Genomic DNA, 22,906 nt, shown 5'->3' with positions numbered 1-22,906 from the left:
TTCCCACATGCGGGCGCCGCTCGCGCCCCCCACAGAGACCTGATCGATGACCGCACCGCTCGAATTCGGACTGGATACCTTTGGCGACGTCACCAGGGACGGCACAGGCAAGACGCTCGCGCATGCGCAGGTGATCCGCAACGTCGTCGACGAGGCGGTGCTGGCCGACGAGCTCGGCATCGACTTCATTGGCCTCGGCGAGCACCACCGCGCCGACTTTGCGATCTCCTCGCCCGAGACCGTGCTGGCCGCGATCGCGTCGCGCACCAAGCGCATCCATCTCGGCTCGGCCGTGACGGTGCTGAGCTCCGACGATCCGATCCGCGTATTCCAGCGCTTTGCCACGCTCGATGCGCTCTCCAATGGCCGCGCCGAGGTCATCCTCGGCCGCGGCTCCTTCACCGAATCCTTTCCGCTGTTCGGCTTCGACCTGCGCGCTTACGAGGCGCTGTTCGAGGAGAAGCTCGATTTGTTCACGGCACTCTTGTCGCAGCAGCCGGTGACCTGGGAAGGCAAGCTGCGTCCGCCGCTGAAAGATCAACTGGTCTATCCGCCGGTCGAGAGCGGCCGGCTTAAGACCTGGATCGGCGTCGGCGGCAGCCCGCAATCGGTGGTGCGCGCCGCGCATTACGACCTGCCCCTGATGCTCGCGATCATCGGCGGCGATCCCGCGCGCTTTGCGCCTTACGTCGATCTCTATCACCGCGCCTTCAAGGAGTTCGGCCGCCCCGCGCAGCCGATCGGCGTGCACTCGCCCGGTTACGTCGCCGAGACGGACGAACAGGCGCGCGAAGAGCTGTGGCCCGACTACAAGGCGATGCGCGACCGGATCGGCAAGGAGCGCGGCTGGCCGCCGATGGGCCGCGACGAGTTCGTCAATGAGGCCGAGCACGGCTCGCTCTATGTCGGCTCGCCGGAAACCGTCGCGCGCAAGATCGCCAAGACCGCAAAGGCGCTTGGCATTTCGCGCTTCCAGCTGAAATATTCGGCGGGGCCTTTGCCGCACGGGAGGCTGATGAAGAGCATCGAGCTTTACGGGCGGAAAGTGGTGCCGATGGTGCGGGAGATGATGGGGTGACTTACGCTCTGGACCGGTCCGCCTACGCCCTCCGGGCTACGGCGTGACAGCCTTCGCTAGCTTCGCGTGACGGTGATTTGGTCTGGCTTGCCCAGCCGTAGCTCGCGAAGCGAGCGAAGGCTGGTGGGGGAGGCAGGACTCGAACCTGCGAAGCCATGAGGCGGCTGATTTACAGTCAGCTCCCTTTGCCACTCGGGACACTCCCCCGCTCGACGGCAGCACAATCGGGCCGGACCTTGCCGGCGACCGAAAACGGCCATGGAACGTGAAGGCCGCGACAGCCCGGATGGGGGCGCGACCGGGCGCGTTTATGGGCGATGCGGTGGGGCAAAGTCAACCGAGGCGAACAGCTAAAATCGCCCCCGAAGCCACCCAAATTGCCATATTCCGGGACCCGTGACACAAGCGAGCCCATGAAGGATCGAAAATTTACCCCAAGGGGCCCCCGCGGCGGGGCTAAGCCCTTCAACAGGCCCGGAAAATCAGCCGGCCGGCCGGCCTGGCGCGACCGCGATTCGCAGTCCGACGGACCGGTCATCCTCTATGGCTGGCACACCGTGACCATGGCGCTGGCCAATCCTCAGCGGCAGATCCGCAAGCTGACGCTGACCGAGAACGCCGCAAAGCGGCTTGCGGACGAAAACATCGCGACCCGCGTCACCCCCGAGATCGTCCGGCCCCAGGAGATCGACCGCCTGCTGTCGCCCGACGCCGTGCACCAGGGCCTGCTCGCCGAGGCCGACGCCCTGCCCTCGCCCGACATCGAGACCCTGGAGCAGGAAGGCATGGTGCTGGTGCTCGACCAGATCACCGATCCGCACAATGTCGGCGCCATCCTGCGCTCCGCAGCGGCATTCGCGGTGAAGGCGATCGTCACCACGGCACGGCACAGCCCCGAGGCAACCGGCGTGCTGGCCAAGGCCGCCTCCGGCGCTCTCGAGCTGGTGCCAATGGTGACCGTGCAGAACCTCGCCCGCGCACTCACCGCGCTGAACGAGCGCGGCTTCCAGACCGTTGGGCTGGACAGCGAAGGCAGCGAGGACCTCTCGAACGTCACGCTGCGCGAGCCGCTCGCGCTGGTGCTTGGTGCCGAAGGCAAGGGCCTGCGGCAACTGACCCGCGAGACATGCAGCGTCGTGGCGCGGCTCGACATGCCCGGCGAGATCAAGAGCCTCAACGTCTCCAACGCCGCCGTGCTCTCGCTCTATGTCGGCGCGAGCCGGCTCGGGCTGATGAAGCGGTAGAGCGTTTTCGAGCGACGTGGATACCGGTTCGCGTAAAGAAAACGCGTCAACTAAGAATCCAAACAACAAAACGCCCATCCGCATCGCGCGGACGGGCGTTTCTCAATTCAACCGATCAAACGATCAGTAATAGCGGCGCAGCACGCGGTGGCCGCCGTAATAGTACGGCGCGGCGCGACGGGCATAGCCGTATCGGGGACCGTAGCCGTAATGCACGCGCGGCAGATAGCCGTAGCGCGGGCCATAGCCGTAGCGATACGGACGGTAGTACGGGCGCTGATAGGGATAGGCGGCCGGGGCTTCGACCGCGGCGGCACGATAGCCATAGCCGTTGCCGTAGCCATAACCACGGCCGTAGCCGTAGTTAGCGGGCGCGGCGACCGCGTCCTCACGATAGGTCGGGTACGGCGCGAATGCGCCCGGTCCGGTGTAGGTCGGCCCCTGGTTGACGTAGTAATACTGCGTGGCCGGCTCGGCGAGGTGCTCAAAGCCCCATCCGCCATAACCCGGGCCATAGCCCCAGCTACCGCAACCCGTGTTGCAGCCGCTATAGACCGGCGCAACCGGTGCGCACGTGCTGAAGCCGCAAGCCGCGGCGGGCGCGGTGGCGACGAACATCACGGCAACCGCCGCAACCAGTCCCGAAATCATCTGACGCATTACTCTCTCCTGTTGATTTTCGTATCTTGGATTTTTTCTTGAATTTTTGACGTTTCTTAAGTTGGCGGCCTTCCGGGCGCCTCTGCATGCGGCCGCGGCCGAGTACGCCGCGGACGGTCGTTGATCTCAGGCGCAAAGATCACCGGCGGCGGATTGACGGGCACGTCCATCTGCGGCGGCAGCGGCGCCGATTGCACACCCCAGCTCTTGTGATAGCTCTCGGCGGGCCTGGGCAATTTGCGGTTGGCGGGCGGCTCGACCTCGAGCCGGCCGTAGCCGGGCCGCAAGCCCATGGTCGGATAATAATGGCCGACGTCCTCGGGCTGCCGCTCGGCGATGTAGCGCCCGCCATAGATCGTCGGCTGCACCTGGACGTTCTTGCCGAGACCCCAGACACCCTCGACCACGCTGTAGGACGCGTCGATGTTGTCGATGATGATGGGCACGCCCGGGCGGCCGGGAACGACGATATCGAAGCCGCCGCCGGCAAACGCCGTCGCGGGCAATCCGATCAGAAAGGCGGCGAGCGCGAGAGCGCGCATGGAAGGATCCCGGTTTATCCGACGCGCAACCTATCCGATCGCCACGCGGAGAGGGTTAAGGCCCGCTCACCAATTTCCGGTAAGCCTAACGTGCAAGGGTCGATAGCGGCTCAAATGCCGCAAGCTGCGCTAGCGAAGCGTTAACGGGACACAAACCCGCCGCACTGCCGGATCGCACGAGGTTGTGTGGCGCAAACGGCACATCCTCGGCGGGCTCACGTCGATGTGACCCCACATGCGAGAAGCCGCGGAACGACTGCCGGATGGCGCGCTTAGCACAGGTCTCAACAACATGGAGCAAATGCCATGACGAGCCTGAAGCGTCTTGGCTTGGCCGCGATCGTCGCGTCCACGCTGGCAACACCGGCCTTCGCGCAAACCACAGTCGACAATTCGGGCCGCTGCACGGGGCTCTTCCAGGATCCCAATTGCCAGAATCTCACCCCCGGCAACCCCACCACCGATCGCGCCTATCGGCGCCGGCACATGGCCCGCGACCAAGTGAATCCGAATGACGGAACTCGATCGGGCTTCTGGCCGGTCGACACCGCAGGCGCAGTTGCTGGCGCCGCCGTCGATACCGCGGCAGCCGTTGCATCCGCGCCGTTCCGCGGCTGGGACAATTCCTACGCCTATGACACTTCCGGTGGATATGCCGGCGGCCGTAGCGAAATGGGCTGGTACGGCAATTGGGATACCTATGCGGCCCGCAACGGCATCGTTTGCCGGCCCGGGACCTGGTACAAGGGAGCGGACGGCCTCCAGCACATCTGCCAGTAAGGCCTTCTTCCATCGGGTTGAATGGTTTCAGGCGGCGAAACGCACCTCTGGAAGCATGGAATGCCGAAAAGTTCACTTCGCGGATATGAGGTGACACATGAAACGACTACCCGGCACCGCCGCCATCGGCAGCACCGCTGTCATCGGGTCGTGGAACGGCGACAAGGCTGCGATGGCAAAGTGGTGCGCTGGCGCTCCCAAGACGCTGCGCATGATCGAAGAGGGTATGAAGCCATGAAGTTTGCCCTCACCTCCGTCACCATTCGCGCTCTGCCCTGCAATGCGCAGGCGCAGACGATGGAGGAGAAAGGTCGCTAGTGCTTTAGCGCGGCGCGTTCGCTATCATCTTAGCGACCCTTTCCCTTCATGATCTCGTCTATCATCATGAGCGTATCTTTATACGCTTGATCCATCACCGGGCGGCAAGTGCCCTCGAATTGATCACGCAACACTTTGATGTTGTCGCACTTGCGCGACATCTCGTTTGTCATCTTGTCGTTGGCGATAGTAGCCAAGGCTCCAATCGCTTCTTTGGAAACGCCAGCCTGCGCACCTATGCGAATGCTGCGACCGTGCAACACGCCTGCTGCAGTCTTGAGTTTGCCGAGCAAAGGGTCGCTTGGGTCTTTTTGCTCACGACAGACGGCATCAATAGTCGCGTAATTCGCGCAGTTAGGCGCCGCGTGAGCGTCGGCGGCTGCGAGTGCAGCGGCGATGGCGAGAAAGCGTTTCATGTCTCGTCCTCACTCCAAAGGGACGTATTTGGTTCTGAGACCGCGCAAGGCTTTGACAGCTTTGGAGCACCATTCGTTTTGTCAGCTTTAGTCTTCCAAGAATTGATTGACGGTTGCGCCGACGATCATCCGCTCTTTTGGTTCTGACATCCTTCGCCCGTACGTCCTTGAAACGGGGCAGTCTGGTTTCACAAAGCGATTTCCGGCTCTACACATTTTCTGCCAGGCGGCGGTGCGGACAAGAGCGCAAGCCAGTCAGACTAGACCTACACCCCGACTGCGGCTATATCGACGCAAACGCTGCCCGACCGTGCACCCCAACGTGCCGACCGGACAAGTTTCTTCTGGTTAACTGCTTATAATCATTTGGTTTTGCCGGCTTAGCTCAGCGGTAGAGCAGCGGTTTTGTAAACCGAAGGTCGGGGGTTCAATCCCCTCAGCCGGCACCAGCGCTTAGCTTGTTTTATTTCGATGTCCCTCAACCGGGCGCGGCGCTTGTACCCTTAGTGTTTTCATTCCCGGGGCAGGCTTTGCTCTAACCTAATTTTTTTGACCGGCGTCGATAGACTTTGGACAGGGCCGCCCCACAAAGGCGGCCCTTTCTTCTGCGGGCTTCACACCCCATCTGCAGCCTATGCGTACCGCGTTCGAATTCTGCCTGACGACTTAGGATACCTAGGGTGAAACAGCATCTCATATCGACGCAACGCTGATGACATCCAACGTCCCGCGAAAGACCATATCACCCGCCACATAAAGGATGACGGCTAGACCGACGTAAGCAATCCATCGATAAGTTTGCAGAAGGCGCGCAATGAAAGAAGCGGCCACACCCATCATCGCGATGGAAAGCCCCAGGCCGAAAATCAAGATCATCGGATGCTCGCGTGCTGCCCCTGCCACGGCCAGAACGTTGTCGAGCGACATGGAAACGTCGGCCACGACAATCTGCCAACTCGCTTGAGCGAGTGTTTTGTGAGCTTTGCTGCCTGCAATTGCTCCAGCGGCGTCCATCGCACCTGTTGGCCCTGTGGAGAATGTGCGCAACTCTCGCCACATTTTCCAGCATACCCACAACAACAGGATCCCGCCAGCGAGCAAGAGGCCGACGATCTGGAAGATTTGCGTCGCCAACCCGGCGAGTAAGACGCGCAGTATCGTCGCGGCAACAATACCGATCAAAATCGCCTTGCCTCGTTGCGCCTCAGGAAGTCCGGCTGAAGCAAGACCGATGACGATGGCGTTATCGCCAGCGAGCACCAGATCGATCAAAACGATCTGCAAGAAAACGCTAAGGACATCTGTATCGTAATAATCAGGCACGGGTCATGTCCCCGCCGCAGGGGAATGGCAGCTGCAAGCGAGATCGCATACGTCTATCGGATCGGTTGACCGATACCTGCCCCCAAGAAACGGGGGTCCTAACGCCGCCGGTTATCAGGGGCTAGCGCTATCGCCTAGAGCCGCGTCCGAATGTAGTCTGACCGGTTGCTCGAAAAGCAGTGCCACTTGATCTGGTTCGCCAAGAATCGCTGCGGCACAACCCAACATGGTCAATGCCCCGGCAACATCCCATAGCGTTACATTTTCTAATGTCGCATTTCCCGACTTTGCCCAAGCCAAGACCGCAGTGATCATCGCGTCTGAGAAAAATAGAATACTGAGCGCTGGTAAGACGAGCTGGGAATCCAGCAGGAGTATCATCAAGAATGCAGGAGCTGCGACCAGTATGCTCAACACCGCGCATGTGCAAAATGCTTGCCGCCAAGAAGCATTCCTGTTTGTCCAACTTGCACGAGAAAGGATCATTTGATCCTCCTGCATAGGAGCACTTTTTAGCGCCACTCACCTGCTGAACTACTCTGGTCTAGCTGATCGTTTTCCGACGTCTCCCCATCAATGTTTTGTCCTATGCCGCTGACTCTCGATTAGCGTAAGAATGCCAGCGGTCACCACGGCAATAACGACGACGGCTGCCAGCGCCTCGACAGAGGCCAAGGTCCCGTACCACTTGTTCCAAAGCTCAATCATGTGCTGGCTTCTCACGAGAGCGCACCCACGATCGACAAGATCTGCTCTCCAAGAAGAACGAACCGGGCGATCAAAAAAGCAATGCTACTCATCGTCGCGCGGTTTTTCACCGCGCGGCAAGGTGACTTATGTGGCAAGCCTAAGCTGAGCTTCATTGCTGAACCGGAACTAAGAACCTAGCGTTCCCACAGTGAACGGGAACGCGCACCACATGCCCAGCGCTGTGGTCAAGCTTCGTAGATCGCCTCGAAGGTCGGGGGTCCAATCCCCTCAGCCGGCACCAGCGCTTGAGGCGGAAACCTCAGCTTGCATTCTTCGTCGCACTGCTTTGCTGAAAGTGCTCCGCACCGTTGATTTCGACCCAGCCATGTTTCGACTGCTCAAAAACCGATCTTAGCGGAGTCGGGAAATTCGGGTCCGCCATCGCGCCGACGGCGACGCCGATCATCCCTGGCAGATTGTCCGCCTTCCAGTAGACCGTCGAACCGCAATGGGTGCAAAAATAGCTGCGGACCTTGCCGCCGCTCGCGGCCTTGCGAACGTATTCGCTTGGGGTCCCCGAGATCGTGACGGCCTCAGCCGCGTAGAAGGCACCGACGCCGAAGGGCGCACCGGTTCGGCGCTGGCAGTCCATGCAGTGACAAGCAACGACCGCGCGGGATGGCTCCGCGAGCGACAATGCAACGGCGCCGCAACTGCATCGGGCATCGATCATCGCGCCTCCGAACGTCGCGTTCACTCCGTCCCCACCTCGAACGCCAGCAGCACGTTGCCGGCGACGCCGCTCCATTGGCCGTAGCCGGAATTGGTGTAGAGCATGCCGCCGGCGATGACCGGTCCGGGACCGTCGATCGCGCCGCCATGGGCGGGGACGCCGTTGACGGCCTTGTAATCCTGCGCGGTGTCGAACTCCCAGAGCAGCTTGCCGTCGCTGGCATAGGCCCGCAGGAAGCCGCTGACGCCGCCGGAGAACACGACGCCGGGGATCAGGCTCACCGCCGCCGACAGCGCGGGACTGCATTGGAGACGATCGCCACAGGCGACCGGGGGCACCTCCATCACGACTGTCCCGCTGGCGAGATCGAGCCCGAACAGGCCGCCGCCTTGCGTGGAGTCGAGACGTCTGGTGCCGTCACGCAGGAAACGCACGTCGGAGTTCGCGACATAGATGCGATCCTGATCGGCCGCCGAGCCCCATTCGCTACCGCCGAGCGCACCGCCCTTCCCGATCCGCGTCTGCCACAGGATCTTGCCGCCGTCGTCGGGATCGAGCGCGTGCACGACGCCGGATTTCTGTGCGATGGCAAGAACGCTCCTGCCGTCGCGCAGGGTCACCAGGATCGGCGACTGGCCGAAATCGTGGTCGGGTCCGTGATCCTCGGGACAATTGGTCTTGTCCACGCCGTAGCATGCCACGACATAAGCGTCCTTCGGCGTGGCCTGCTGGCTCCAGAGCAGCTTTCCCGTCGCAAGATCGAAGGCGAGAATCGCGTCACTCATCGCGGATGGCGGATTCGAATAGGAATTGCTGGTCGCGACATAGATCGCGCCGCGCTTCACATCGATCGTCGGCGCCGACCAGATCGCGGCACCGGACGGGCCGAACAGCTGGACGCCCTTCGCGTTCTTGTCGGTCGGATGCGGCACTTCCGGGATCGTATAGGCTTGCCAGACCGGCTTGCCGGTCGCGGCCTCCAGCGCCACCACGCTGCCGCGGAAGGTGCAGCATTCGTAAGAGGGTTGCGAGCCGGCGGCTTCCTCGAGCGAGGACACCGGCACGTAGAGCACGCCGGAATGCAGCACCGGTGCGCCGGTGATGCGCGCGGCCGGATGCTCCTCCACCTTCGTCTTCCAGATCAACGCCCCCGTCAGCGCGTTCACGGCATAGGCGTTGGCACGCAAATCACCGAAGAAGATCGCGAACTGATCGGAGCCGGGAAGCGGTGCGACCGTGATCGCGGCGCGCACCGCCGCATCGATCGCGAACGTCCACAGCGTGCAGCCGGTTCGCGCGTCGAGCGCATGCACCTTGCGGTCGGTGCCGCCGATGAACAGCAGGCCGCCCATGATCGTCGGCGGCGCAAAGGACACCGAGGCGCCGGGAAACGCGTAGGCCCATTTCAGCCGCAGGCGCGGCACCTGCGCCGCGGTCAGGCCCGCCATGTCGGCCGGCTGGAAGCGGCTGTTGTTGAGATCGACGCCCCACCCGTTCCAGCGTGGACCGTCGAGCGGTTGCGGAAAGCCGCTGATCTGCTGCGTGCAGCGGCCCTGCCCGTCGGACGCGCTGTTGATCGTGGCCTTGCCGGTGACGAAAGCGGCAATCGCGCGACGCTCGTCGTCGCTGCGCTCCTTCGCCATCGCGGCCATGCTGCCGGAGGTCAGCGTCCCCAGCACGTGATCGAACGACATCGCCTGCATGGCGCCGCGCGCGGGCGCGCGGTTCTGGGCATCGCCGGCATCGTGACATTGCGCGCAGTGGGTGGCGTAGAGCGCGGCGCCGTCCTGCTGCGCCAGTGCCGGCGTCGAGCACCAGATCAACAGAGCCGCTACGGCAAAACTCGGCCTCATGGCGTTCTCCGGCATCGTCGACACGCGACCCGAAGATCGCGTCACACAACCTGAAGTGTATCGCCAGTGCGGTCACGGACGCAATGGAGTTCCGCCTGCGTCCGTCACATCGCCGTGGCCATGCGGATACGATCGGGCAGTTCATCCAGCCGCCATAGGGCAAGGCTCTTGTCGCGCCAGCCGCCGCCGCCCTCCTCGCAACGCTCGTTGATCAGCGCGCGCGGCGACGGCCAGTTGAATGGTGCCCTCTCCATGTTCAGCGCGCGCCAATCGCCATCCGCGCAATCGCGATTTGCATCCCATTCGGGAAATGTCGTGACCAGCAGGAAACCCGCGCCGCTCTCGGTAAAGCGGGCAACGGCGCGGGCGATGTTGTCGAAGCTCAAATGAACCAGGCAGTCCCGGCACAGGATGACATCCGCGCGCGGCAGCGCATCGCGCGTGATGTCGGCAACGAGAAACCGGCCGGACAATTCGCCGCCGGCCACACGCCGCCGATTGGTCTCGATCAGCGACGGGACGATGTCGATGCCGGTGTAGTCGAGGTCGAGCTTGATGCGGCCGATCCAGCCGGCATCGCCGCAGGGCGCATCGAGCAGCGAGCGCGCGTCGAGCCGTTGCAGCAGAGGAGGAAGCTCCTCCCGGATCGCGGCGGTCGACGGGTCCTCCGAGCCGAGGCCCGAGACTGATGTGGCCGCGCCCCACAGGTTGGTCCGCTCGATCCGCTCGAACCGCGCGGCGAGATCGAGGCCGTCAAAGCTCTCGCGGTCCGCAACGAAGCGCTCATGGGCGAGCACGGGTGGACGATTGGGGATCATCGGGCGGGACTCGCGTCAAGATTCCGTCGCAAGCACACTATACAGCCGACGCGTCGCCTCCGAAATCTCCCTGGCGCGAGTTCGCTGATGATTACCCGACGAACGGCCATGACCGGCATCGCCGCGCTGCTGACGTCTATCCCTGCACACGGTGCACCAGGCGAACAGTTCAGCGTCACCTCCGGCAATGACAGCCTGCCTGTATCACGTTACGCGGCGACGGTGGCCGGGAAGCGCCCTGCCGTGATTTTGCTGCACGGGTCCCGCGGCATCGAGCTTAGGCTCCGCGCCTACGAGCGATATGCCGATGCGCTGTCCGCCAAGGGCATCGACGTCTATTTTCTCCGCTATATGACACCGGCCGATACGGCCGCGCTGACGCCGAAATCTAGCACGCATGAGAGCCGCGATGCCTATGACACGACGCGGTTCGACGATTGGGCCAACACGGTCTCCGCCACCGTGACGGCCATCCTGGGCCGGTCCGACAGTTCCGGGCGCATCGGCCTGCTCGGCTTCTCGCTGGGCGGCTACGTCGCCGCCGACACCGCCGCGCGGGACACGCGTATCGCCGCGCTCGCGGTGCTCTATGGCGGCATGCCCGACGCTATGGCCGCCAAGGTCAAGCACCTGCCGCCCCTGATCGCATTGCATGGCGAGGCGGACAGGAACGTGCCGGTCGCGAAGGGACGGCAACTGGTCGAGCTCGGCAAGTCGGTCGGCGCCGAGGCCGAATTCGTGCCCTATCCAGGCAAAGCCCACGGCTTTGATTTCTCCGACACCGACCCGATGACATCCGATGCGATCGATCGCGTCACACGGTTCTTCCAGCCAAGGCTCGCCGCCTGACCGAGGCGGGTCACGAAGATGGCTCTTGACCGCAGATTGGACCGAAGTTCAACATGAGGTAGCATGCAGCCCGCATGCGCTCGACCACCAGCAAAGAGAAGGCAAAAATCGTTGCCGGCGCCGTGACGGCCGTCGTCATGACGGCCATGCTGTTGGTGTTCGCGCTCGGCCTCTTGCTTCCGCACTAGGCGCGGTGAACGCGGCGGACGAGTGCTGCCGCACAAACTTACGCCGCGCGCACGGTCTGCAAGAATTTTCCGACTTCGTCCTTCAGCCGGTTGCTGTCGGTCGCCAGCATCTTGGCGGTCGAAAGCACCTGCGAGGACGCCGAGCCGGTCTCGGCCGCGCCGCGCTGCACGTCGGTGATGTTGGTGGAGACCTGCTGGGTGCCGTGAGCGGCCTGCTGCACGTTGCGTGAGATCTCCTGGGTCGCGGCGCCCTGCTCCTCGACGGCGGCGGCAATGGTGGACGACACCTCCGATAGCCGCTCGATAGTCGCGGAGATGTCGCGGATCGCGTTGACGGATTCCTGGGTCGCGGTCTGGATGCCGGAAATCTGCTGGCTGATCTCGCCGGTCGCCTTCGCGGTCTGCTCGGCCAGCGTCTTCACCTCGGAGGCGACGACCGCGAAGCCGCGGCCGGCCTCGCCGGCGCGTGCCGCCTCGATCGTGGCGTTCAGCGCCAGCAGGTTGGTCTGGCCGGCAATGGTGTTGATCAGCTCGACGACATCGCCGATCCGCGTCGCCGCGATCGAGAGCTCGCTGACCCGCTCGGTCGTGGTGCGCGCCTGGGTGACGGCCTCGCCCGCCATCCGCGCGGATTCTTGCACCTGCCGGCTGATCTCGTTGACCGAGGACGACAGCTCCTCCGTGGCGGTCGCAACCGACTGCACGTTGCCCGTGGCTTCACCCGAAGCGACCGCGACCACCGAGGTCAGCTCCTGCGCGCGGTGCGCGGTGGTGGCCAGCGTCGAGGACGACGCTTCGAGCTCGGTGGACGCCGAGCCCACCGTCTCGATGATCTCGCCGACCGCACGTTCGAAGCCGTCGGCCAGGTTGACCATGTCACGGCGGCGCTGCTCGGCAGCCTGCTTCTCGATCTCGAGCTGCGCAGCCTTGAGACGTTCGACCTCGAGCGCGTTGGTCTTGAAGACTTCGACGGTCCTGGCCATGTCGCCGATCTCGTCGCTCCGGTCCTTCTCGGGCACCTCGGTCTTGAGATCGTTGCGGGCGAGACCCTCCATGGCGAGCTTGAGCCGGGCGATCGGCCGGGACATCGCATTGAGGCCGATGAACAGCGCGATCGCGATGCCGACGATCAGGCCGCCGGCGCTGACGCCGATCACGGTCCACGTCGCGGACCTGGCGTCGCGGTTGATGGCTTCCTTGCGGTTGCTGACCGCCTGTGCGGACTCGGTCACGAACTGGACGATGCGTGCGAGCGCCGCGTCCAGCACCGGATCGCACTCCTTGTGCGCACGTTCGGCGGCCTTGGCATTCTCCTCCACGCTGCTTGCCTGCGCGCCGGCCTGAAGTACCGGATCGCAGCTGGCGAACGCGGCCTTCAGCTGGTCCCCGATGCTCTTGACCTGGCTGGCGCGCGACGAGTCGTCCTGCACGGCCGCATCGAGGTACTGGCCGATTTCGCTACGGTTCTGGTTCGCGATCTTGAGACGGCCAGCGTTGCCCGCCTCCGTCGCCTCGGTGAAGACCGCATAGAGCGCGGCATGATAGGTCTCGGCGCGGCGCTGGGCCCGCGTCAGGTTGAGCGCCGAGGATTGCGCGGCGGAGAGTTCGGCAAATCCGTCGACGGTCGCCGAAAGTTCACGCGCGGCGAAGCCGGCGACGGCAAGCATCGCGCATCCCATCACCGCCACGATCAGTGCGACCTTCCACACGATTTTCAGATTGTTCAAAAAGCTCATCACAGCCGCCCCAATGCTTCTGCCGACGCATAATCCCAGCAACGGGCATTGGAACCGGCGGACGTTAAGATTTGATGCCAAATCCCCCGAGTAGTCTTACGGAAAAATAACTATTCGGGGGCTCGGCGTAAGCCTCGTGTAAGCTTCTGCCTGTTTTGGGGGCGTGATCCGGACATGACCGGCCGGAACGGGTCGCCGACGTCAGTCGTTGTCGGCCCATGCGGATCAAGGAAGAAAAACCGAAACATGTTTCTGCTGGCGACGGTGACGCTGTGCTGTGTCGCCGTGGCCGGCACCGTTGCGCTGTTCGAGCTGGCACCAGCGCCGGCTCCGGCAACGCAGGTCGCCGAACGCGCGGCGATCGACCTTACGGCTCCAACACCGGTCCGGGTGGTGGGGGCGCCGTTCGAGCCCAACATTAACCCGCGCGAGCGATAGCGCTCACGTCGGCGATGCCTCTGTGCCTGCCTCGGGCCGGCCTTGGGCCCGCGCCAATTCCTCCACGAACGCGATCACCTCCGCCCGCTTGTCGGGCGGCAGCGCCAAGAACGCACGAACGAGCCGCAGGCCCTGCGCTTCGTCCGACTGGTCTGATTTGACGTCCATTCCCCACTGTCAGGCGGGCGGGAAAAATATGCAATCCCCAGCCGAACACCTCCTTGATTCGGCCGGCCAGCTTTGCTGGAATAGCTCCAACAGAGGTGGACCATGAAGTGGATCAGCGAGCGCGACGCACTGATCGCGCAGACAATGGCCTTCGTCCAATCGGTGACCGGCAAGAAGGGTGACTTCCATCCGCCGGAGAGACCGACGGCTGCACCGGACGTGCCGGTGGAGACCGTCACCGTCGAGACCGTGGCGGTCGACACATTGGCGGTCGAGATCAAGCCGCCGCCAGTCCCGCTCGCCCCGCCCGTCATGATCCCGCCAGCACGGACAAGCGGCGATTTCCGCTCCGAGATGCAGGCCCGCATCGCCAATTTCCGCAAGCATCAGGAGCGGTTCGAGCGTGAGCGGGAGGAGTATTGCGCGGCGACCCTGACCAGGCTCCGCGCGGCCATTCGTGACCCCTCCCTCCGTCCGCCAGCCGAAAACTAGGGCCGGCGGTCGATCAGACGCCTACAGCCAGGACCAAACCAACCAGAGATTGGCCGCACAGGCGCTGAGCAATCCCAGCGTCAGTGGCAGCAGCATGTGCCCGCAGCAGGTCTTGAGGTCGGTCGTCATGGCCGAAAACATCCCCTGATTCCGGCAAATGAGTCCCAGGGATTCTTTTTTTGGGGATTCAGGACTCGTTAAAGACTCAGGGCCCGCGGCTCCGATCACGCCCCCGTGACCGCCCCGGAACCCCTTGCCCCGTGAAGCCGTTAACGCGCTTTCCGGGAGCGGGAAGAATGCCCTACGCCCTGTTCTGCAACGACGCCCAAATCAGCAAGGCCTATCCCAGCGAGGCCGACGTCTGGCAGCTCGCGCAGCAAAGCGGCCTCGTCGTGGATGTCAGCACCGACGACCAGCGCCACGGGCCGCGCCGGGTCCTGGACAATGATTACGAGATCAAGCCCTGCCGGGCCGCCCAGGGCGAGGACCCCGCCAGGAACAAGGCCGAGGCCGAACAGCAATCGAGGATGGAGCTTGCGCTGAATTCCTGAGGTTAGACCCAGGGTATCTCAGGAAGGGATCTCTCAGGGGGTCGCGGTCGCCAGCGAGGCCTGCTCGCCCGCCAGCACCACGCAGGCCTTGCGACGGTGCAGCCCGCGGATCGCGCCCGTTACCTTCAGCACCTTGCCGGATGGGCAGGAAGCGTCCTTGACGAAGGCCACCTCATAGGGTGCCAGCATCAGAGGCTCGGATTTGAGGATTGTCTGTGCAGCGCACGGCAGGGAGATGAAGCACGAGAGCACTACTGCCGACACAAAGATACGCATGTCCGTCGTCCCACCAGCCCGGTAATTCTCATATAACGCCTTCCGGAGCGCGAGTTCCGTAGGCGGCAAAAATTATTTTTGCTTTACGCCAGTCCCATGACGCGCGTGAGAACGCGCGCCCCAGACCGTTTGCTTGCAAATGACGCGCCAGATGGTTCACGCAAAGCAAACAACAGGCAGGCAAACAAGGGCCAGGCAAACGAAAGGCCGACGTGAGCCGGCCCTTGTCAGGTCGTGGTCGCTGTTGGGCGTCAGTAGCGCGAGGCCGCCGGTCCGCCCCAGCCGAAGCGGTAGTTCACACCGACCTTGACGGTATGCTCGTCCTCCCGGCCCCGGACGCCGACGACGTCGGCCGGACCGGAGGTGAAGGTCGTGCTGCCAAAGTTGTAATACTGGTACTCGGCCTTGGCCGACCAGCTCGGTGCGAACATGTATTCGAGGCCGGCACCGACAGTATAGCCGTCCTTGTTGTTGCCAGTGGCGGTGAAGGGCTGCGCCACGCCGGCGACATTGACGCCGAGGCCGCCATTACGCCAGGCGTAACCGCCCTTGGCATAGACCAGCGCCGGTCCCCAGGTGTAGCCGATGCGGCCGGTCACCGACCCGAGCTGGTCGGTGTTCGACGTCACCTGCGTCCCCAGCGGGAACGTGACACCGTTGTTGTTGGTCGGCAGCCAGGAGTACTGGGCCTCGATGCCCACCACCCAATTGGGCGCGAACTGGTAGTCGAAGCCGCCCTGCACGCCGCCCAGGAAGCGGGCGTCGCTCGACTGGAAGCTGCTGTCACCGGCGAACGCGCCGCCGACATGGCCGCCGATGTAGAAACCGGTCCAGTTGTAGATCACCTGCGGCGGCGTATAGGCGGGCGCCTTGGTATAGGTGCGCGGCTGCATGTCGGCCGCGGCGGCCGGTGCAGCCAGCGCCAGCAGAGCGACGGCGCCCAGCAAAATCGTCTTCATGATCATCCCCGTTCTTTCAAATTCGACACTCAGGAAACAACGTGGCGTGAATTAGGTTGCTTCGCGGCGATGCCGGAACGTTGATCGTCTGTAACTGTGACGGGTTGGCAACAACGCGATTTTGTTCCGTCACACCTGCTTGCACCGACTGTTTTCGTCGTCTGCGCAAGGCGGGCTGTAACGATCTGTCGCAAGGCAAACCAGCCCCGTTCAAAGCTCGCAAAATTGTGATCCAGCGGCTCCGGCGGCCCCTGTCCTAGCACCTGCCGATGAAGGCCGGCTTTGCGCTACCGCGCCATCTTTTCCAGTTCCGGAAAGGGTGCGTAAACCGCACCGGCGCAGAGCTCGCCGGCGCGATCGACGATGCGGTCGCCCCGCCCGTTGACGAACACGGCGGCCCGTTCGCGCATGCCCTTGTAGCTGCCGTCGGTCTCGCGTGGCGTGAAGTGCAGGCAGGCGACGTAGAACTGCCGTCCGCCGATCTCGCGGAGCACCGGATCGGCCATGGTGGCCTCGCGCACGCCGACGGGATTGTTGAGGTAAGCGCGCATCAAGGCCAGCGTGTCACTGCGAAAATTGTCGGGAAACGGCTGCGGCCCTCCCGCCTGGGTCCCCTCCATCAGGGATGGACGATCACCGTCGCTGCCGAAACATGCCGCGAGCGCCAGCGGCAAGACCAGAACCAACGCCAAGATCACCGCACGCTTCGCCAATCGCCCCACAGGCCACGCTCTCCGCTCGATCAGACTCGGAGGATGTTCTAGCTCCAAGGTTGCACGAAGGGAATTCGGTCCTGCTCGTAGGCTGCGCAAATAACGCACCGCCCCGCCGCCGGCGCCTGCGCTTTCGCGCTGACGCCGAGACGACGGGCCGGGCCTGAATTCCGCACGCGGCGGCGGGCAATGCCAGGGATGCCGCCGCGCCGGATCAGTCGTTAGCTGCGCTTGTCGATGGCCGCCGGCTTGGTCACGTCAGGCTGCGCCTTCAGCGACTTCTTGGCCGACAGATGCTTGTGGTGGTGACGATGCGTGCGCACGGCCTTGTGCTCATCGGGCGTGACCGCGGCATTGGCGTTCATCGCCTTCGACTTGGTATCCACCTTGGCGTCCGCCTTGACGTCGGCGGCCTTCGTGTCGGCCTTGACGCCGGCCTCGGGTTTCACGGTGGTGGTCGACACCTTGGTCTGGCTCTGGTCCGCCTTGATCACCGGCGCGGTCGTGGTGGTCTTGCCGGCTTCAGCGGCGAAGGCCGGGGCTGCGATTACGGAAGCGGCGAGCAAGGCTGCGGAAATGGTCTTCAACATGGTTGGTCTCCTCTTGGAAGGATCTTGAGGCGGCGCCCTCTCGCCTACTCTTCGATCGTGGGTGGGAGCCTAGGCGGCGCGCGCTGAACCCAGTCTGAAGTCCCTTGCAGGCTTCTGTTCATCTCGATGACAAGTTTGTCATCTGCGGAGGGGCGAATAGATCGTGCGAAGCGGGAATGTTTTTGCCCTCTGGGTGTTCCGGTCTTTGGGCAATCGTGTAGGATCGCCACGTTCCATACGGGAGAAGATAGATGCGCAAACTTTCCATGCTTCTGGTACCGGGGCTTGTCTCGATGGCGTTGGCCGCCGGACCGATGCTGACCAGCGCCTACGCCGCGGGCAGCGACGAGCCCTCGCCGCCGCCGAAGTCGGACAGCTCGACCAAGAAGGGGAAGAAGAAGAGCTCCTCCATCAGCGATCCCAAATTCCTCGCGGCCTATCGCACCGCCTACACCACGATCTACGACGGTCACGACTACACGAGCGCGATCGGCCAGCTGAAGTCGCTCGAGCGCGACGACGTCGCCGACGTCGCCAATTTGATCGGCTACTCCTATCGCAAGCTCGGCGACTACCAGTCATCCAAGGTCTATTACGAGATCGCGCTGAAGGACGATCCGAACCACGTCCGCACCTGGCAGTATTACGGCCTCTGGCAGCTCGAGCAGGGCAACCGCGAACAGGCGCAGTACCACCTGAACAAGATCGCCTCGCTCGCCGGCACTGACAGCTCCGAGTATCGCTCGCTCGCCGCGGCGCTCGACAAGCCGACCGGCGCGACGCTCGTCTACTGAGACATCGCATCCTCGAACGAAACGAACGGGCACAACCTCGGGGTTGTGCCCGTTCCGCTTTCTCGGTTAGCCTCTCGCATCAAGTGCTCCCCTCGCAAATTGGTGCGCAATGGATACGTGGCTGCGATCCGCGATCGACTACATCGGCTCCTGGATCGAATTCCAACAGACGACATTCCAGCAGCCCGGCGTCATCGTCGCATTTGCCCATCGCGGCGAAATCGTCGCCGAGCACGCCTTTGGTCTTGCCAATCTCGACACCGGCGAAAAACTCACCCCGCGCCACCGCTGCCGTATCGCCTCGCATTCGAAGAGCTTCACCTCCGCCGGCATCATGAAGCTGCGCGACCAGCGCAAGCTGCGGCTCGACGACACGGTCGGCCAACATGTCGGCGGCCTGCATCCGCGCGTCGCCGAGACGACGATTGCGCAGGTGCTCTCGCACAGCGCGGGGCTGACGCGCGATGGCGCCGATTCCGGGCAGTTCATCGACAACCGTCCCTATCTCAACGCCAGGGAGTTGCTCGCGGAATTGAAGCTGCCGACCGCGATCGAGCCGGGGACGCGCTTCAAATACTCCAACCACGGCTTTGGCCTGCTCGGCCTCGTCATCGAAGCCGTGTCGAAGGAGCCCTACGCCGCCTGGATCAAGCGCGAGATCATCGAGCCCGCAGGCCTGCGCGAGACTGAGCCGGATGCGCCGCTTCCCAAGGGCGCATCGTTCGCGCGCGGCCACACGCGAAAGGTGCCCTTGGGCGGAGCGTTGCGTGATCCCCGGCGACAATCCGACGCACGCGATGGCGTCCGCTACGGGCTTCGCCGCCACCGCCGGCGATACGGCCCGCTTCTTCGCGCAGCTTGCGCCCAACGCCAGGAAGAGCGTGCTCTCAGTCGCAAGCCGCCGCGAAATGACCCGGCATCACTGGCGCATCCCGCAGAGTTTCGAGGCCTATTACGGCCTTGGCATCAACGCCGGCAAAACCGACGGCTGGGACTGGTTCGGCCATGGCGGCCATTTTCAGGGTTACATCTCCCGGACCTGCTCCATCCCCGCTTGCGAGCTCGCGATCAGTATCCTCAGCAACTCCATCGACGGCGCGGCGCCGTTCTGGATGGACGGCGCGATGCAGATCCTGCGCGTGTTCAGGACTCGCGGCGCCCCCGACCGCCGCGTGCGCGACTGGAACGGCCGCTGGTGGACGATCTGGGGCGCAACCGATCTCGTCCCCGCGGGCAACCGCGTGCTGGTCGCCAATCCGCAGTTCATCAATCCGTTCATGGATGCCGCCGAGATCGAGGTCACCGGCCGCGACACCGGCAAGCTCGCCTGGGCTGCCGGCTATTCCAGCCACGGCGAGCCGGTGCGCCGCGTCCGTGACGCGCGCGGCAAGGTCAGCGACATCTGGATCGCCGGCGCCAATATCAAGCCGGAGCGTGTCGTGGCGCGCGAGATCGCGCGGAGATATCCGCCGCGCAAGCGGCGGCCTACTCTCGGATAAGAGCCTCGACCTCGCTCCGAAACGCCTGCCGCGAGCCGTCGCGCGAATAGAACATGTGGCCGCCGGGATAGACGACGAACTTGACCCGCTGCGTGGCGAACGCCGGAAGCTGGTCGAGCACCCGCTTCGATCCGAAATAGGGCGTGGCGAGATCGAACAGGCCGTGCGCGACCAGCACGTTCAGCTTTCCGTCGGTGGCGAGGATCTGGCGCAGCTCCGACACCGACTGGGGCGGGTTGATGCCGCGGCCGAAATCCCAATTGCCCTCGACGGCGCCGTTGAGGACTTCATAGGAGCCATCCGGCCGCCAGTTGAGCTTGCGCGTGAGAACATCGACCGCCGCGCTCGTCAGCGGCGCCTGGAGCGCATCGCCCGAGGGATCGCCGAACCGGGAGCTGCTCGAATCCGGATAGGGATCATAGCCTCGCACCGAGGCGTCGTAGCGCCCCGTGACCTTGCCGTTCTTGCGGTCGAACTCGCGGCGGAATTCACCGACGTCGAAACGGCCGGCGAGCCGGCGGCTCACGGCCTGATCGATCCCGGTGAGCTCAGCAACCTTGTCGGCAAGGCGATTGGTGGCCTCCTTGTCCGCCTCGCCCTTGACGAGGTCGGCCAGGAACTCGCCCCGCGCGTAAGCCTCGACGTCGGCGAGATCGGCGCGCTTGACCGCTCCCTTGGCTTCGCGCGCCACCGCGACATAGCTCGGCAGCGTCGCGACATATTGCAGGAGGCTGGTGCCGGTGAACTCGCGGAAGTCCAGGAGCGGCGACACCAGGATCAATCCCCTGACGCCGACGCCGTGCTGGAGCTGCAACTGGCGCACGACCTTCGGCCCGCGAATGCCGCCATAGCTTTCGCCGCCGACATATTTCGGCGAGGTCAGCCGGTCGTGCTTCTCCAGCCAGCGGCGGATCACGAGCGCGATCGAATTGGCGTCGCCGTCGACGGAGTAGAAGGACTTGCGCGCGTCCTCGCCGCTGGCAACGAAACGGCTGTAGCCAGTGCTGACGGGATCGATGAAGACGAGATCGGTGAAGTCGAGCCACGTCTCCGCGTTCGGCTTCACATCCGGTGAGGCGGACGGCGACAGGGCTTCGCCATCGAGCGGCAGCCGCCACGGACCCGCAGCGCCGAACTGGAGCCATGCCGAGGACGCGCCGGGACCGCCGTTGAACAGGAACGTCACGGGGCGCGTCGCGCGGTCGGCACCATCGAGCTCATAGGACGTATAGGCGATGTCGGCGAGCGGCTCACCCTTGCCGTCGAACACGCGGATCGAGCCGGCAGTCGCGGTAAAGTCGAGTGCACGGCCCGGCAGATCGAGCGTCTGCTTGGTGGTCGAATCCGACGGAAGGCGATGCGGCTCGGCGGCGGACGATGAACCCTGTGACGCGCCTGGCGTGTTGCCGCCGCGCCCACCACCCTTCTGTCCCGCTGGGGCCGCCGTCTCGGCGCGCGGCTGCGGCGGATCGTCCGCGCGGGCAAATCCCGCGAGCGCGAAAGTCGACACCGCCAGTACCAGGGTCGCGCGGCGGAGCGCCGGCAAACGCATGACCATGATCGTTCTCCTTGTCCGGCTGCGAGAGCCGGCGAGCATCGCAAGGCTAGCGAGAAATTGCGACAGTTTGGGGGATAGCTGGCCCGGCGGCGCCTGAAGAAGCCGGGCGAGCACAAATCGATCCGGATTTGCCCTGAATCGGGATGGACGCTGTTTGCCTTGAACAGCGGTCCTTCTCGACAATGCAGGCCCAGGTCGTATAGACGAGCCCGGCGGAACTTTCTCCAGCCAGCGGCCCTGCCCGGAAGCCATGACCAAGCCAGCGCGATACAACCGGATCGCCTTTGTCGCGAGCCCAAGCAGCGAGGCGCAAACCGCCTTCGGCCAGCTCACTCGGGACTATGGCAATTGCGACCCGAACGACGCCGATGTCGTGGTCGCGCTCGGCGGCGACGGACTGATGCTCCAGACGCTGCACCAGAACATGCACTCGGGCAAACCGATCTATGGCATGCACCGCGGCACCGTCGGCTTCCTGATGAACGAGTACTCGACGGTCGACCTTCGCGACCGTCTCGAGGCGGCGCAGGAATCCGAGATCAACCCGCTCCTGATGCGCGCGACCGACGTGAACGACCGCGTCCACCTGCATCACGCCATCAACGAGGTCGCCCTGTTCCGGCAGACCTACCAGGCCGCGCGCCTGCGTATCCTGATCGACGAGCGCGAGCGCATGGCTGAGCTGATCGCCGACGGCATCATGGTGGCGACGCCCGCCGGCTCCACCGCCTACAATCTGTCCGCGCAGGGACCGATCCTGCCGATCAACGCCGCGCTGCTGGCGCTGACGCCGATCAGCGCCTTCCGCCCGCGCCGCTGGCGCGGCGCGCTCCTGCCCAATACGGCTTACGTCGTGATCGAGGTGCTGGAGGGCGACAAGCGGCCGGTGGCGGCGGTGGCCGACCATGACGAGGTGCGCGACGTCCGCCGCGTCGAGGTGCTGTCCGACAAGACCATCTCGATGCGCATGCTGTTCGATCCCGGCCACAGCCTGGAAGAGCGCATCCTGCGCGAGCAGTTCGGCTATTGAGCGCCGGCGCGGATCACTGGCCGCAAGGCTGAATCGATTCCAGGCCGCCCGCCATGGCGGGATCACCGAGCAGATCGAAATCCCTGACGACGGGAACGAAGCTCGAAGCTCTTCGTCTCCGACGTCATCAGATAGATCGTGACAAGCAGCGATCCCTGCGGCGCCGCGTTCGCACGACAGAATTCCTTGGCTGCCACGCCGAGCCCCATCGACCCGCGTTTGCCTTGCTTCCCCTGCTCGACCATCGACGCACGCAGCGCTTCGAAGCGTGCAGCATCGCCCGGCGACAAGCGATAGGCGTAGGTCGAGGAGCCCAGCGGCGGCGCAGGCAGGCCGGCGCGATCTCGCGCGTCGCTCATCTCCATCATGGCGAAGCTCGTCTTGGTCTCGGCCTCGCCGGCCACTTTGGTGACGACGTCGAGCTTGACGCCGCCCGAACGTGGCCGCAGCGCGTCAGGCAACTGCACGGCGACGCGCAGCATCGACAGATCCGTCGTCCTGGCATCGATGCGGGCAAGCGGCGGGATCGATGTCAGCGGCACCGAGCTGCAACCGGCAGGCATGAGCGCAGCCGCGCTCGCAAGAACACGCGCCAGGCGGTTCATCGCAG

At 64.2% G+C, this 22,906-nt stretch carries 27 protein-coding genes, 2 tRNA genes and 1 pseudogene; 13 read left to right on the top strand and 17 right to left on the bottom strand.

The genetic code is table 11. The features are described from left to right. Positions 1–46: 46 nt before the first annotated feature. Positions 47–1,078 carry an LLM class flavin-dependent oxidoreductase gene (locus ACVJ5M_RS19880; RefSeq protein ID WP_231142194.1) on the top strand — a complete coding sequence of 344 codons (1,032 nt, stop codon included), beginning with the start codon at positions 47–49 and terminating at the stop codon, positions 1,076–1,078. Between the two features lie 121 nt (positions 1,079–1,199). Here the strand turns inward: ACVJ5M_RS19880 and ACVJ5M_RS19875 are convergent. Beyond that, positions 1,200–1,285, bottom strand: a tRNA-Tyr gene (locus ACVJ5M_RS19875). Between the two features lie 206 nt (positions 1,286–1,491). On the opposite strand from ACVJ5M_RS19875, the gene rlmB reads away from it, so the two are divergent. Then, on the top strand, positions 1,492–2,322 hold the full coding sequence (gene rlmB, locus ACVJ5M_RS19870; protein ID WP_028149880.1) for a 23S rRNA (guanosine(2251)-2'-O)-methyltransferase RlmB: 831 nt from the start codon (positions 1,492–1,494) through the stop codon (positions 2,320–2,322). Positions 2,323–2,445: 123 nt separating this feature from the next. Here rlmB and ACVJ5M_RS19865 read toward each other — a convergent pair whose 3' ends face one another. Further along, entirely contained in the window at positions 2,446–2,982 is a 537-nt protein-coding gene (locus ACVJ5M_RS19865) for a hypothetical protein (protein ID WP_231142195.1), read from the bottom strand. Positions 2,983–3,038: 56 nt separating this feature from the next. Then, a complete protein-coding gene (locus ACVJ5M_RS19860; protein ID WP_354100397.1) occupies positions 3,039–3,524 on the bottom strand; it encodes a hypothetical protein in 486 nt (161 codons plus the stop codon). A 306-nt stretch (positions 3,525–3,830) separates the two neighbouring features. On the opposite strand from ACVJ5M_RS19860, the gene ACVJ5M_RS19855 reads away from it, so the two are divergent. Together ACVJ5M_RS19855 and ACVJ5M_RS19850 are read left to right on the top strand one after the other, a co-directional pair. Continuing rightward, positions 3,831–4,304, top strand: coding sequence for a hypothetical protein (locus ACVJ5M_RS19855; protein WP_231142197.1), 474 nt, complete (start codon positions 3,831–3,833; stop codon positions 4,302–4,304). A gap of 97 nt (positions 4,305–4,401) precedes the next feature. Then, positions 4,402–4,542, top strand: coding sequence for a hypothetical protein (locus ACVJ5M_RS19850; protein WP_231142198.1), 141 nt, complete (start codon positions 4,402–4,404; stop codon positions 4,540–4,542). 109 nt (positions 4,543–4,651) lie between these two features. On the opposite strand, the gene ACVJ5M_RS19845 is transcribed toward ACVJ5M_RS19850, so the two are convergent. Next, entirely contained in the window at positions 4,652–5,038 is a 387-nt protein-coding gene (locus tag ACVJ5M_RS19845; protein WP_231142199.1) for a hypothetical protein, read from the bottom strand. Positions 5,039–5,412: 374 nt separating this feature from the next. Here ACVJ5M_RS19845 and ACVJ5M_RS19840 point away from each other — a divergent pair. Further along, positions 5,413–5,487, top strand: a tRNA-Thr gene (locus tag ACVJ5M_RS19840). A 244-nt stretch (positions 5,488–5,731) separates the two neighbouring features. Here ACVJ5M_RS19840 and ACVJ5M_RS19835 read toward each other — a convergent pair. The 5 genes from ACVJ5M_RS19835 to ACVJ5M_RS19815 form a co-directional block, all read right to left on the bottom strand. Then, complete coding sequence (locus tag ACVJ5M_RS19835; RefSeq protein ID WP_231142200.1) at positions 5,732–6,361, bottom strand: TerC family protein; 630 nt, start codon at positions 6,359–6,361, stop codon at positions 5,732–5,734. Between the two features lie 114 nt (positions 6,362–6,475). Next, a complete protein-coding gene (locus ACVJ5M_RS19830) occupies positions 6,476–6,847 on the bottom strand; it encodes a hypothetical protein (protein WP_081369447.1) in 372 nt (123 codons plus the stop codon). Between the two features lie 523 nt (positions 6,848–7,370). Further along, positions 7,371–7,784 carry a GFA family protein gene (locus tag ACVJ5M_RS19825; RefSeq protein ID WP_231145319.1) on the bottom strand — a complete coding sequence of 138 codons (414 nt, stop codon included), beginning with the start codon at positions 7,782–7,784 and terminating at the stop codon, positions 7,371–7,373. Between the two features lie 20 nt (positions 7,785–7,804). Continuing rightward, complete coding sequence (locus ACVJ5M_RS19820) at positions 7,805–9,637, bottom strand: outer membrane protein assembly factor BamB family protein (RefSeq protein ID WP_231142201.1); 1,833 nt, start codon at positions 9,635–9,637, stop codon at positions 7,805–7,807. A 104-nt stretch (positions 9,638–9,741) separates the two neighbouring features. Beyond that, positions 9,742–10,455: a class I SAM-dependent methyltransferase gene (locus ACVJ5M_RS19815; RefSeq protein ID WP_231142202.1), complete on the bottom strand. Its 714-nt coding sequence runs from the start codon at positions 10,453–10,455 to the stop codon at positions 9,742–9,744. An 87-nt stretch (positions 10,456–10,542) separates the two neighbouring features. Between ACVJ5M_RS19815 and ACVJ5M_RS19810 the strand changes: the two genes are divergently transcribed. Then, positions 10,543–11,304 (top strand): dienelactone hydrolase family protein, encoded by a 762-nt coding sequence (locus ACVJ5M_RS19810; RefSeq protein WP_231142203.1) that lies wholly within the window; start codon positions 10,543–10,545, stop codon positions 11,302–11,304. 226 nt (positions 11,305–11,530) lie between these two features. Here ACVJ5M_RS19810 and ACVJ5M_RS19805 read toward each other — a convergent pair whose 3' ends face one another. Then, positions 11,531–13,228, bottom strand: coding sequence for a methyl-accepting chemotaxis protein (locus ACVJ5M_RS19805; protein WP_456679377.1), 1,698 nt, complete (start codon positions 13,226–13,228; stop codon positions 11,531–11,533). A gap of 246 nt (positions 13,229–13,474) precedes the next feature. On the opposite strand from ACVJ5M_RS19805, the gene ACVJ5M_RS19800 reads away from it, so the two are divergent. Next, positions 13,475–13,666, top strand: a complete 192-nt coding sequence (locus tag ACVJ5M_RS19800; RefSeq protein WP_456679376.1) for a hypothetical protein — start codon at positions 13,475–13,477, stop codon at positions 13,664–13,666. Between the two features lie 3 nt (positions 13,667–13,669). On the opposite strand, the gene ACVJ5M_RS19795 is transcribed toward ACVJ5M_RS19800, so the two are convergent. Continuing rightward, a complete protein-coding gene (locus ACVJ5M_RS19795; RefSeq protein ID WP_193375949.1) occupies positions 13,670–13,834 on the bottom strand; it encodes a hypothetical protein in 165 nt (54 codons plus the stop codon). Between the two features lie 102 nt (positions 13,835–13,936). Here ACVJ5M_RS19795 and ACVJ5M_RS19790 point away from each other — a divergent pair, with 102 nt between their 5' ends. Both ACVJ5M_RS19790 and ACVJ5M_RS19785 read left to right on the top strand, forming a co-directional pair. Continuing rightward, entirely contained in the window at positions 13,937–14,326 is a 390-nt protein-coding gene (locus ACVJ5M_RS19790; RefSeq protein ID WP_071912705.1) for a hypothetical protein, read from the top strand. Positions 14,327–14,622: 296 nt separating this feature from the next. Next, positions 14,623–14,877: a hypothetical protein gene (locus tag ACVJ5M_RS19785; RefSeq protein ID WP_014494365.1), complete on the top strand. Its 255-nt coding sequence runs from the start codon at positions 14,623–14,625 to the stop codon at positions 14,875–14,877. A 33-nt stretch (positions 14,878–14,910) separates the two neighbouring features. Here ACVJ5M_RS19785 and ACVJ5M_RS19780 read toward each other — a convergent pair whose 3' ends face one another. The 4 genes from ACVJ5M_RS19780 to ACVJ5M_RS19765 all read right to left on the bottom strand — a co-directional run bounded on the left by ACVJ5M_RS19780 (position 14,911) and on the right by ACVJ5M_RS19765 (position 17,415). Beyond that, a complete protein-coding gene (locus ACVJ5M_RS19780) occupies positions 14,911–15,153 on the bottom strand; it encodes a DUF6719 family protein (RefSeq protein WP_038935984.1) in 243 nt (80 codons plus the stop codon). A gap of 251 nt (positions 15,154–15,404) precedes the next feature. After that, positions 15,405–16,112, bottom strand: coding sequence for an outer membrane protein (locus tag ACVJ5M_RS19775; RefSeq protein ID WP_071917379.1), 708 nt, complete (start codon positions 16,110–16,112; stop codon positions 15,405–15,407). Between the two features lie 287 nt (positions 16,113–16,399). Continuing rightward, positions 16,400–16,834 (bottom strand): hypothetical protein, encoded by a 435-nt coding sequence (locus tag ACVJ5M_RS19770; protein WP_187388016.1) that lies wholly within the window; start codon positions 16,832–16,834, stop codon positions 16,400–16,402. A 212-nt stretch (positions 16,835–17,046) separates the two neighbouring features. Further along, a complete protein-coding gene (locus tag ACVJ5M_RS19765; RefSeq protein WP_354098557.1) occupies positions 17,047–17,415 on the bottom strand; it encodes a His-rich protein BRANT in 369 nt (122 codons plus the stop codon). Positions 17,416–17,666: 251 nt separating this feature from the next. Between ACVJ5M_RS19765 and ACVJ5M_RS19760 the strand changes: the two genes are divergently transcribed. The 3 genes and pseudogenes from ACVJ5M_RS19760 to ACVJ5M_RS19750 all read left to right on the top strand — a co-directional run bounded on the left by ACVJ5M_RS19760 (position 17,667) and on the right by ACVJ5M_RS19750 (position 19,708). Next, on the top strand, positions 17,667–18,209 hold the full coding sequence (locus ACVJ5M_RS19760) for a tetratricopeptide repeat protein (RefSeq protein WP_354100398.1): 543 nt from the start codon (positions 17,667–17,669) through the stop codon (positions 18,207–18,209). Between the two features lie 109 nt (positions 18,210–18,318). Next, positions 18,319–19,047, top strand: a pseudogene (locus tag ACVJ5M_RS19755) (serine hydrolase domain-containing protein); the annotation flags it as partial. Beyond that, complete coding sequence (locus ACVJ5M_RS19750; RefSeq protein ID WP_456679633.1) at positions 19,007–19,708, top strand: serine hydrolase; 702 nt, start codon at positions 19,007–19,009, stop codon at positions 19,706–19,708. The pseudogene ACVJ5M_RS19755 and the gene ACVJ5M_RS19750, both read left to right, overlap by 41 nt. Here ACVJ5M_RS19750 and ACVJ5M_RS19745 read toward each other — a convergent pair. Continuing rightward, positions 19,695–21,266, bottom strand: coding sequence for a S10 family peptidase (locus tag ACVJ5M_RS19745; protein ID WP_354098559.1), 1,572 nt, complete (start codon positions 21,264–21,266; stop codon positions 19,695–19,697). The two genes, ACVJ5M_RS19750 and ACVJ5M_RS19745, sit on opposite strands and share 14 nt — an antisense overlap. A 250-nt stretch (positions 21,267–21,516) precedes the next feature. Here ACVJ5M_RS19745 and ACVJ5M_RS19740 point away from each other — a divergent pair, with 250 nt between their 5' ends. Then, the gene (locus ACVJ5M_RS19740; RefSeq protein WP_208087499.1) at positions 21,517–22,296 is read left to right on the top strand and encodes an NAD kinase; all 780 of its coding nucleotides are present in this window, start codon (positions 21,517–21,519) and stop codon (positions 22,294–22,296) included. 62 nt (positions 22,297–22,358) lie between these two features. On the opposite strand, the gene ACVJ5M_RS19735 is transcribed toward ACVJ5M_RS19740, so the two are convergent. Then, the gene (locus tag ACVJ5M_RS19735) at positions 22,359–22,901 is read right to left on the bottom strand and encodes a hypothetical protein (RefSeq protein ID WP_354100399.1); all 543 of its coding nucleotides are present in this window, start codon (positions 22,899–22,901) and stop codon (positions 22,359–22,361) included. Between the last annotated feature and the right edge of the window lie 5 nt (positions 22,902–22,906).

Source organism: Bradyrhizobium sp. S3.7.6, from assembly GCF_054061875.1.
This window is presented reverse-complemented; position numbering and strand designations above follow the sequence as displayed.

Bases quoted from the DNA above. Each gene is read 5' to 3' on its own strand.
- ACVJ5M_RS19740 (WP_208087499.1), top strand. From the start codon at position 21,517: ATGACCAAGCCAGCGCGATACAACCGGATCGCCTTTGTCGCGAGCCCA.
- ACVJ5M_RS19825 (WP_231145319.1), bottom strand. From the start codon at position 7,784: ATGATCGATGCCCGATGCAGTTGCGGCGCCGTTGCATTGTCGCTCGCG.
- ACVJ5M_RS19865 (WP_231142195.1), bottom strand. From the start codon at position 2,982: ATGCGTCAGATGATTTCGGGACTGGTTGCGGCGGTTGCCGTGATGTTC.
- ACVJ5M_RS19800 (WP_456679376.1), top strand. From the start codon at position 13,475: ATGTTTCTGCTGGCGACGGTGACGCTGTGCTGTGTCGCCGTGGCCGGC.
- ACVJ5M_RS19810 (WP_231142203.1), top strand. From the start codon at position 10,543: ATGATTACCCGACGAACGGCCATGACCGGCATCGCCGCGCTGCTGACG.
- ACVJ5M_RS19760 (WP_354100398.1), top strand. From the start codon at position 17,667: ATGCGCAAACTTTCCATGCTTCTGGTACCGGGGCTTGTCTCGATGGCG.
- ACVJ5M_RS19765 (WP_354098557.1), bottom strand. From the start codon at position 17,415: ATGTTGAAGACCATTTCCGCAGCCTTGCTCGCCGCTTCCGTAATCGCA.
- ACVJ5M_RS19820 (WP_231142201.1), bottom strand. From the start codon at position 9,637: ATGAGGCCGAGTTTTGCCGTAGCGGCTCTGTTGATCTGGTGCTCGACG.
- ACVJ5M_RS19815 (WP_231142202.1), bottom strand. From the start codon at position 10,455: ATGATCCCCAATCGTCCACCCGTGCTCGCCCATGAGCGCTTCGTTGCG.
- ACVJ5M_RS19795 (WP_193375949.1), bottom strand. From the start codon at position 13,834: ATGGACGTCAAATCAGACCAGTCGGACGAAGCGCAGGGCCTGCGGCTC.
- ACVJ5M_RS19805 (WP_456679377.1), bottom strand. From the start codon at position 13,228: ATGAGCTTTTTGAACAATCTGAAAATCGTGTGGAAGGTCGCACTGATC.
- ACVJ5M_RS19860 (WP_354100397.1), bottom strand. From the start codon at position 3,524: ATGCGCGCTCTCGCGCTCGCCGCCTTTCTGATCGGATTGCCCGCGACG.
- ACVJ5M_RS19750 (WP_456679633.1), top strand. From the start codon at position 19,007: ATGGCGTCCGCTACGGGCTTCGCCGCCACCGCCGGCGATACGGCCCGC.
- ACVJ5M_RS19780 (WP_038935984.1), bottom strand. From the start codon at position 15,153: ATGCGTATCTTTGTGTCGGCAGTAGTGCTCTCGTGCTTCATCTCCCTG.
- ACVJ5M_RS19830 (WP_081369447.1), bottom strand. From the start codon at position 6,847: ATGATCCTTTCTCGTGCAAGTTGGACAAACAGGAATGCTTCTTGGCGG.
- ACVJ5M_RS19850 (WP_231142198.1), top strand. From the start codon at position 4,402: ATGAAACGACTACCCGGCACCGCCGCCATCGGCAGCACCGCTGTCATC.
- ACVJ5M_RS19775 (WP_071917379.1), bottom strand. From the start codon at position 16,112: ATGAAGACGATTTTGCTGGGCGCCGTCGCTCTGCTGGCGCTGGCTGCA.
- ACVJ5M_RS19735 (WP_354100399.1), bottom strand. From the start codon at position 22,901: ATGAACCGCCTGGCGCGTGTTCTTGCGAGCGCGGCTGCGCTCATGCCT.
- ACVJ5M_RS19880 (WP_231142194.1), top strand. From the start codon at position 47: ATGACCGCACCGCTCGAATTCGGACTGGATACCTTTGGCGACGTCACC.
- ACVJ5M_RS19745 (WP_354098559.1), bottom strand. From the start codon at position 21,266: ATGGTCATGCGTTTGCCGGCGCTCCGCCGCGCGACCCTGGTACTGGCG.
- ACVJ5M_RS19785 (WP_014494365.1), top strand. From the start codon at position 14,623: ATGCCCTACGCCCTGTTCTGCAACGACGCCCAAATCAGCAAGGCCTAT.
- ACVJ5M_RS19855 (WP_231142197.1), top strand. From the start codon at position 3,831: ATGACGAGCCTGAAGCGTCTTGGCTTGGCCGCGATCGTCGCGTCCACG.
- ACVJ5M_RS19845 (WP_231142199.1), bottom strand. From the start codon at position 5,038: ATGAAACGCTTTCTCGCCATCGCCGCTGCACTCGCAGCCGCCGACGCT.
- rlmB (WP_028149880.1), top strand. From the start codon at position 1,492: ATGAAGGATCGAAAATTTACCCCAAGGGGCCCCCGCGGCGGGGCTAAG.
- ACVJ5M_RS19790 (WP_071912705.1), top strand. From the start codon at position 13,937: ATGAAGTGGATCAGCGAGCGCGACGCACTGATCGCGCAGACAATGGCC.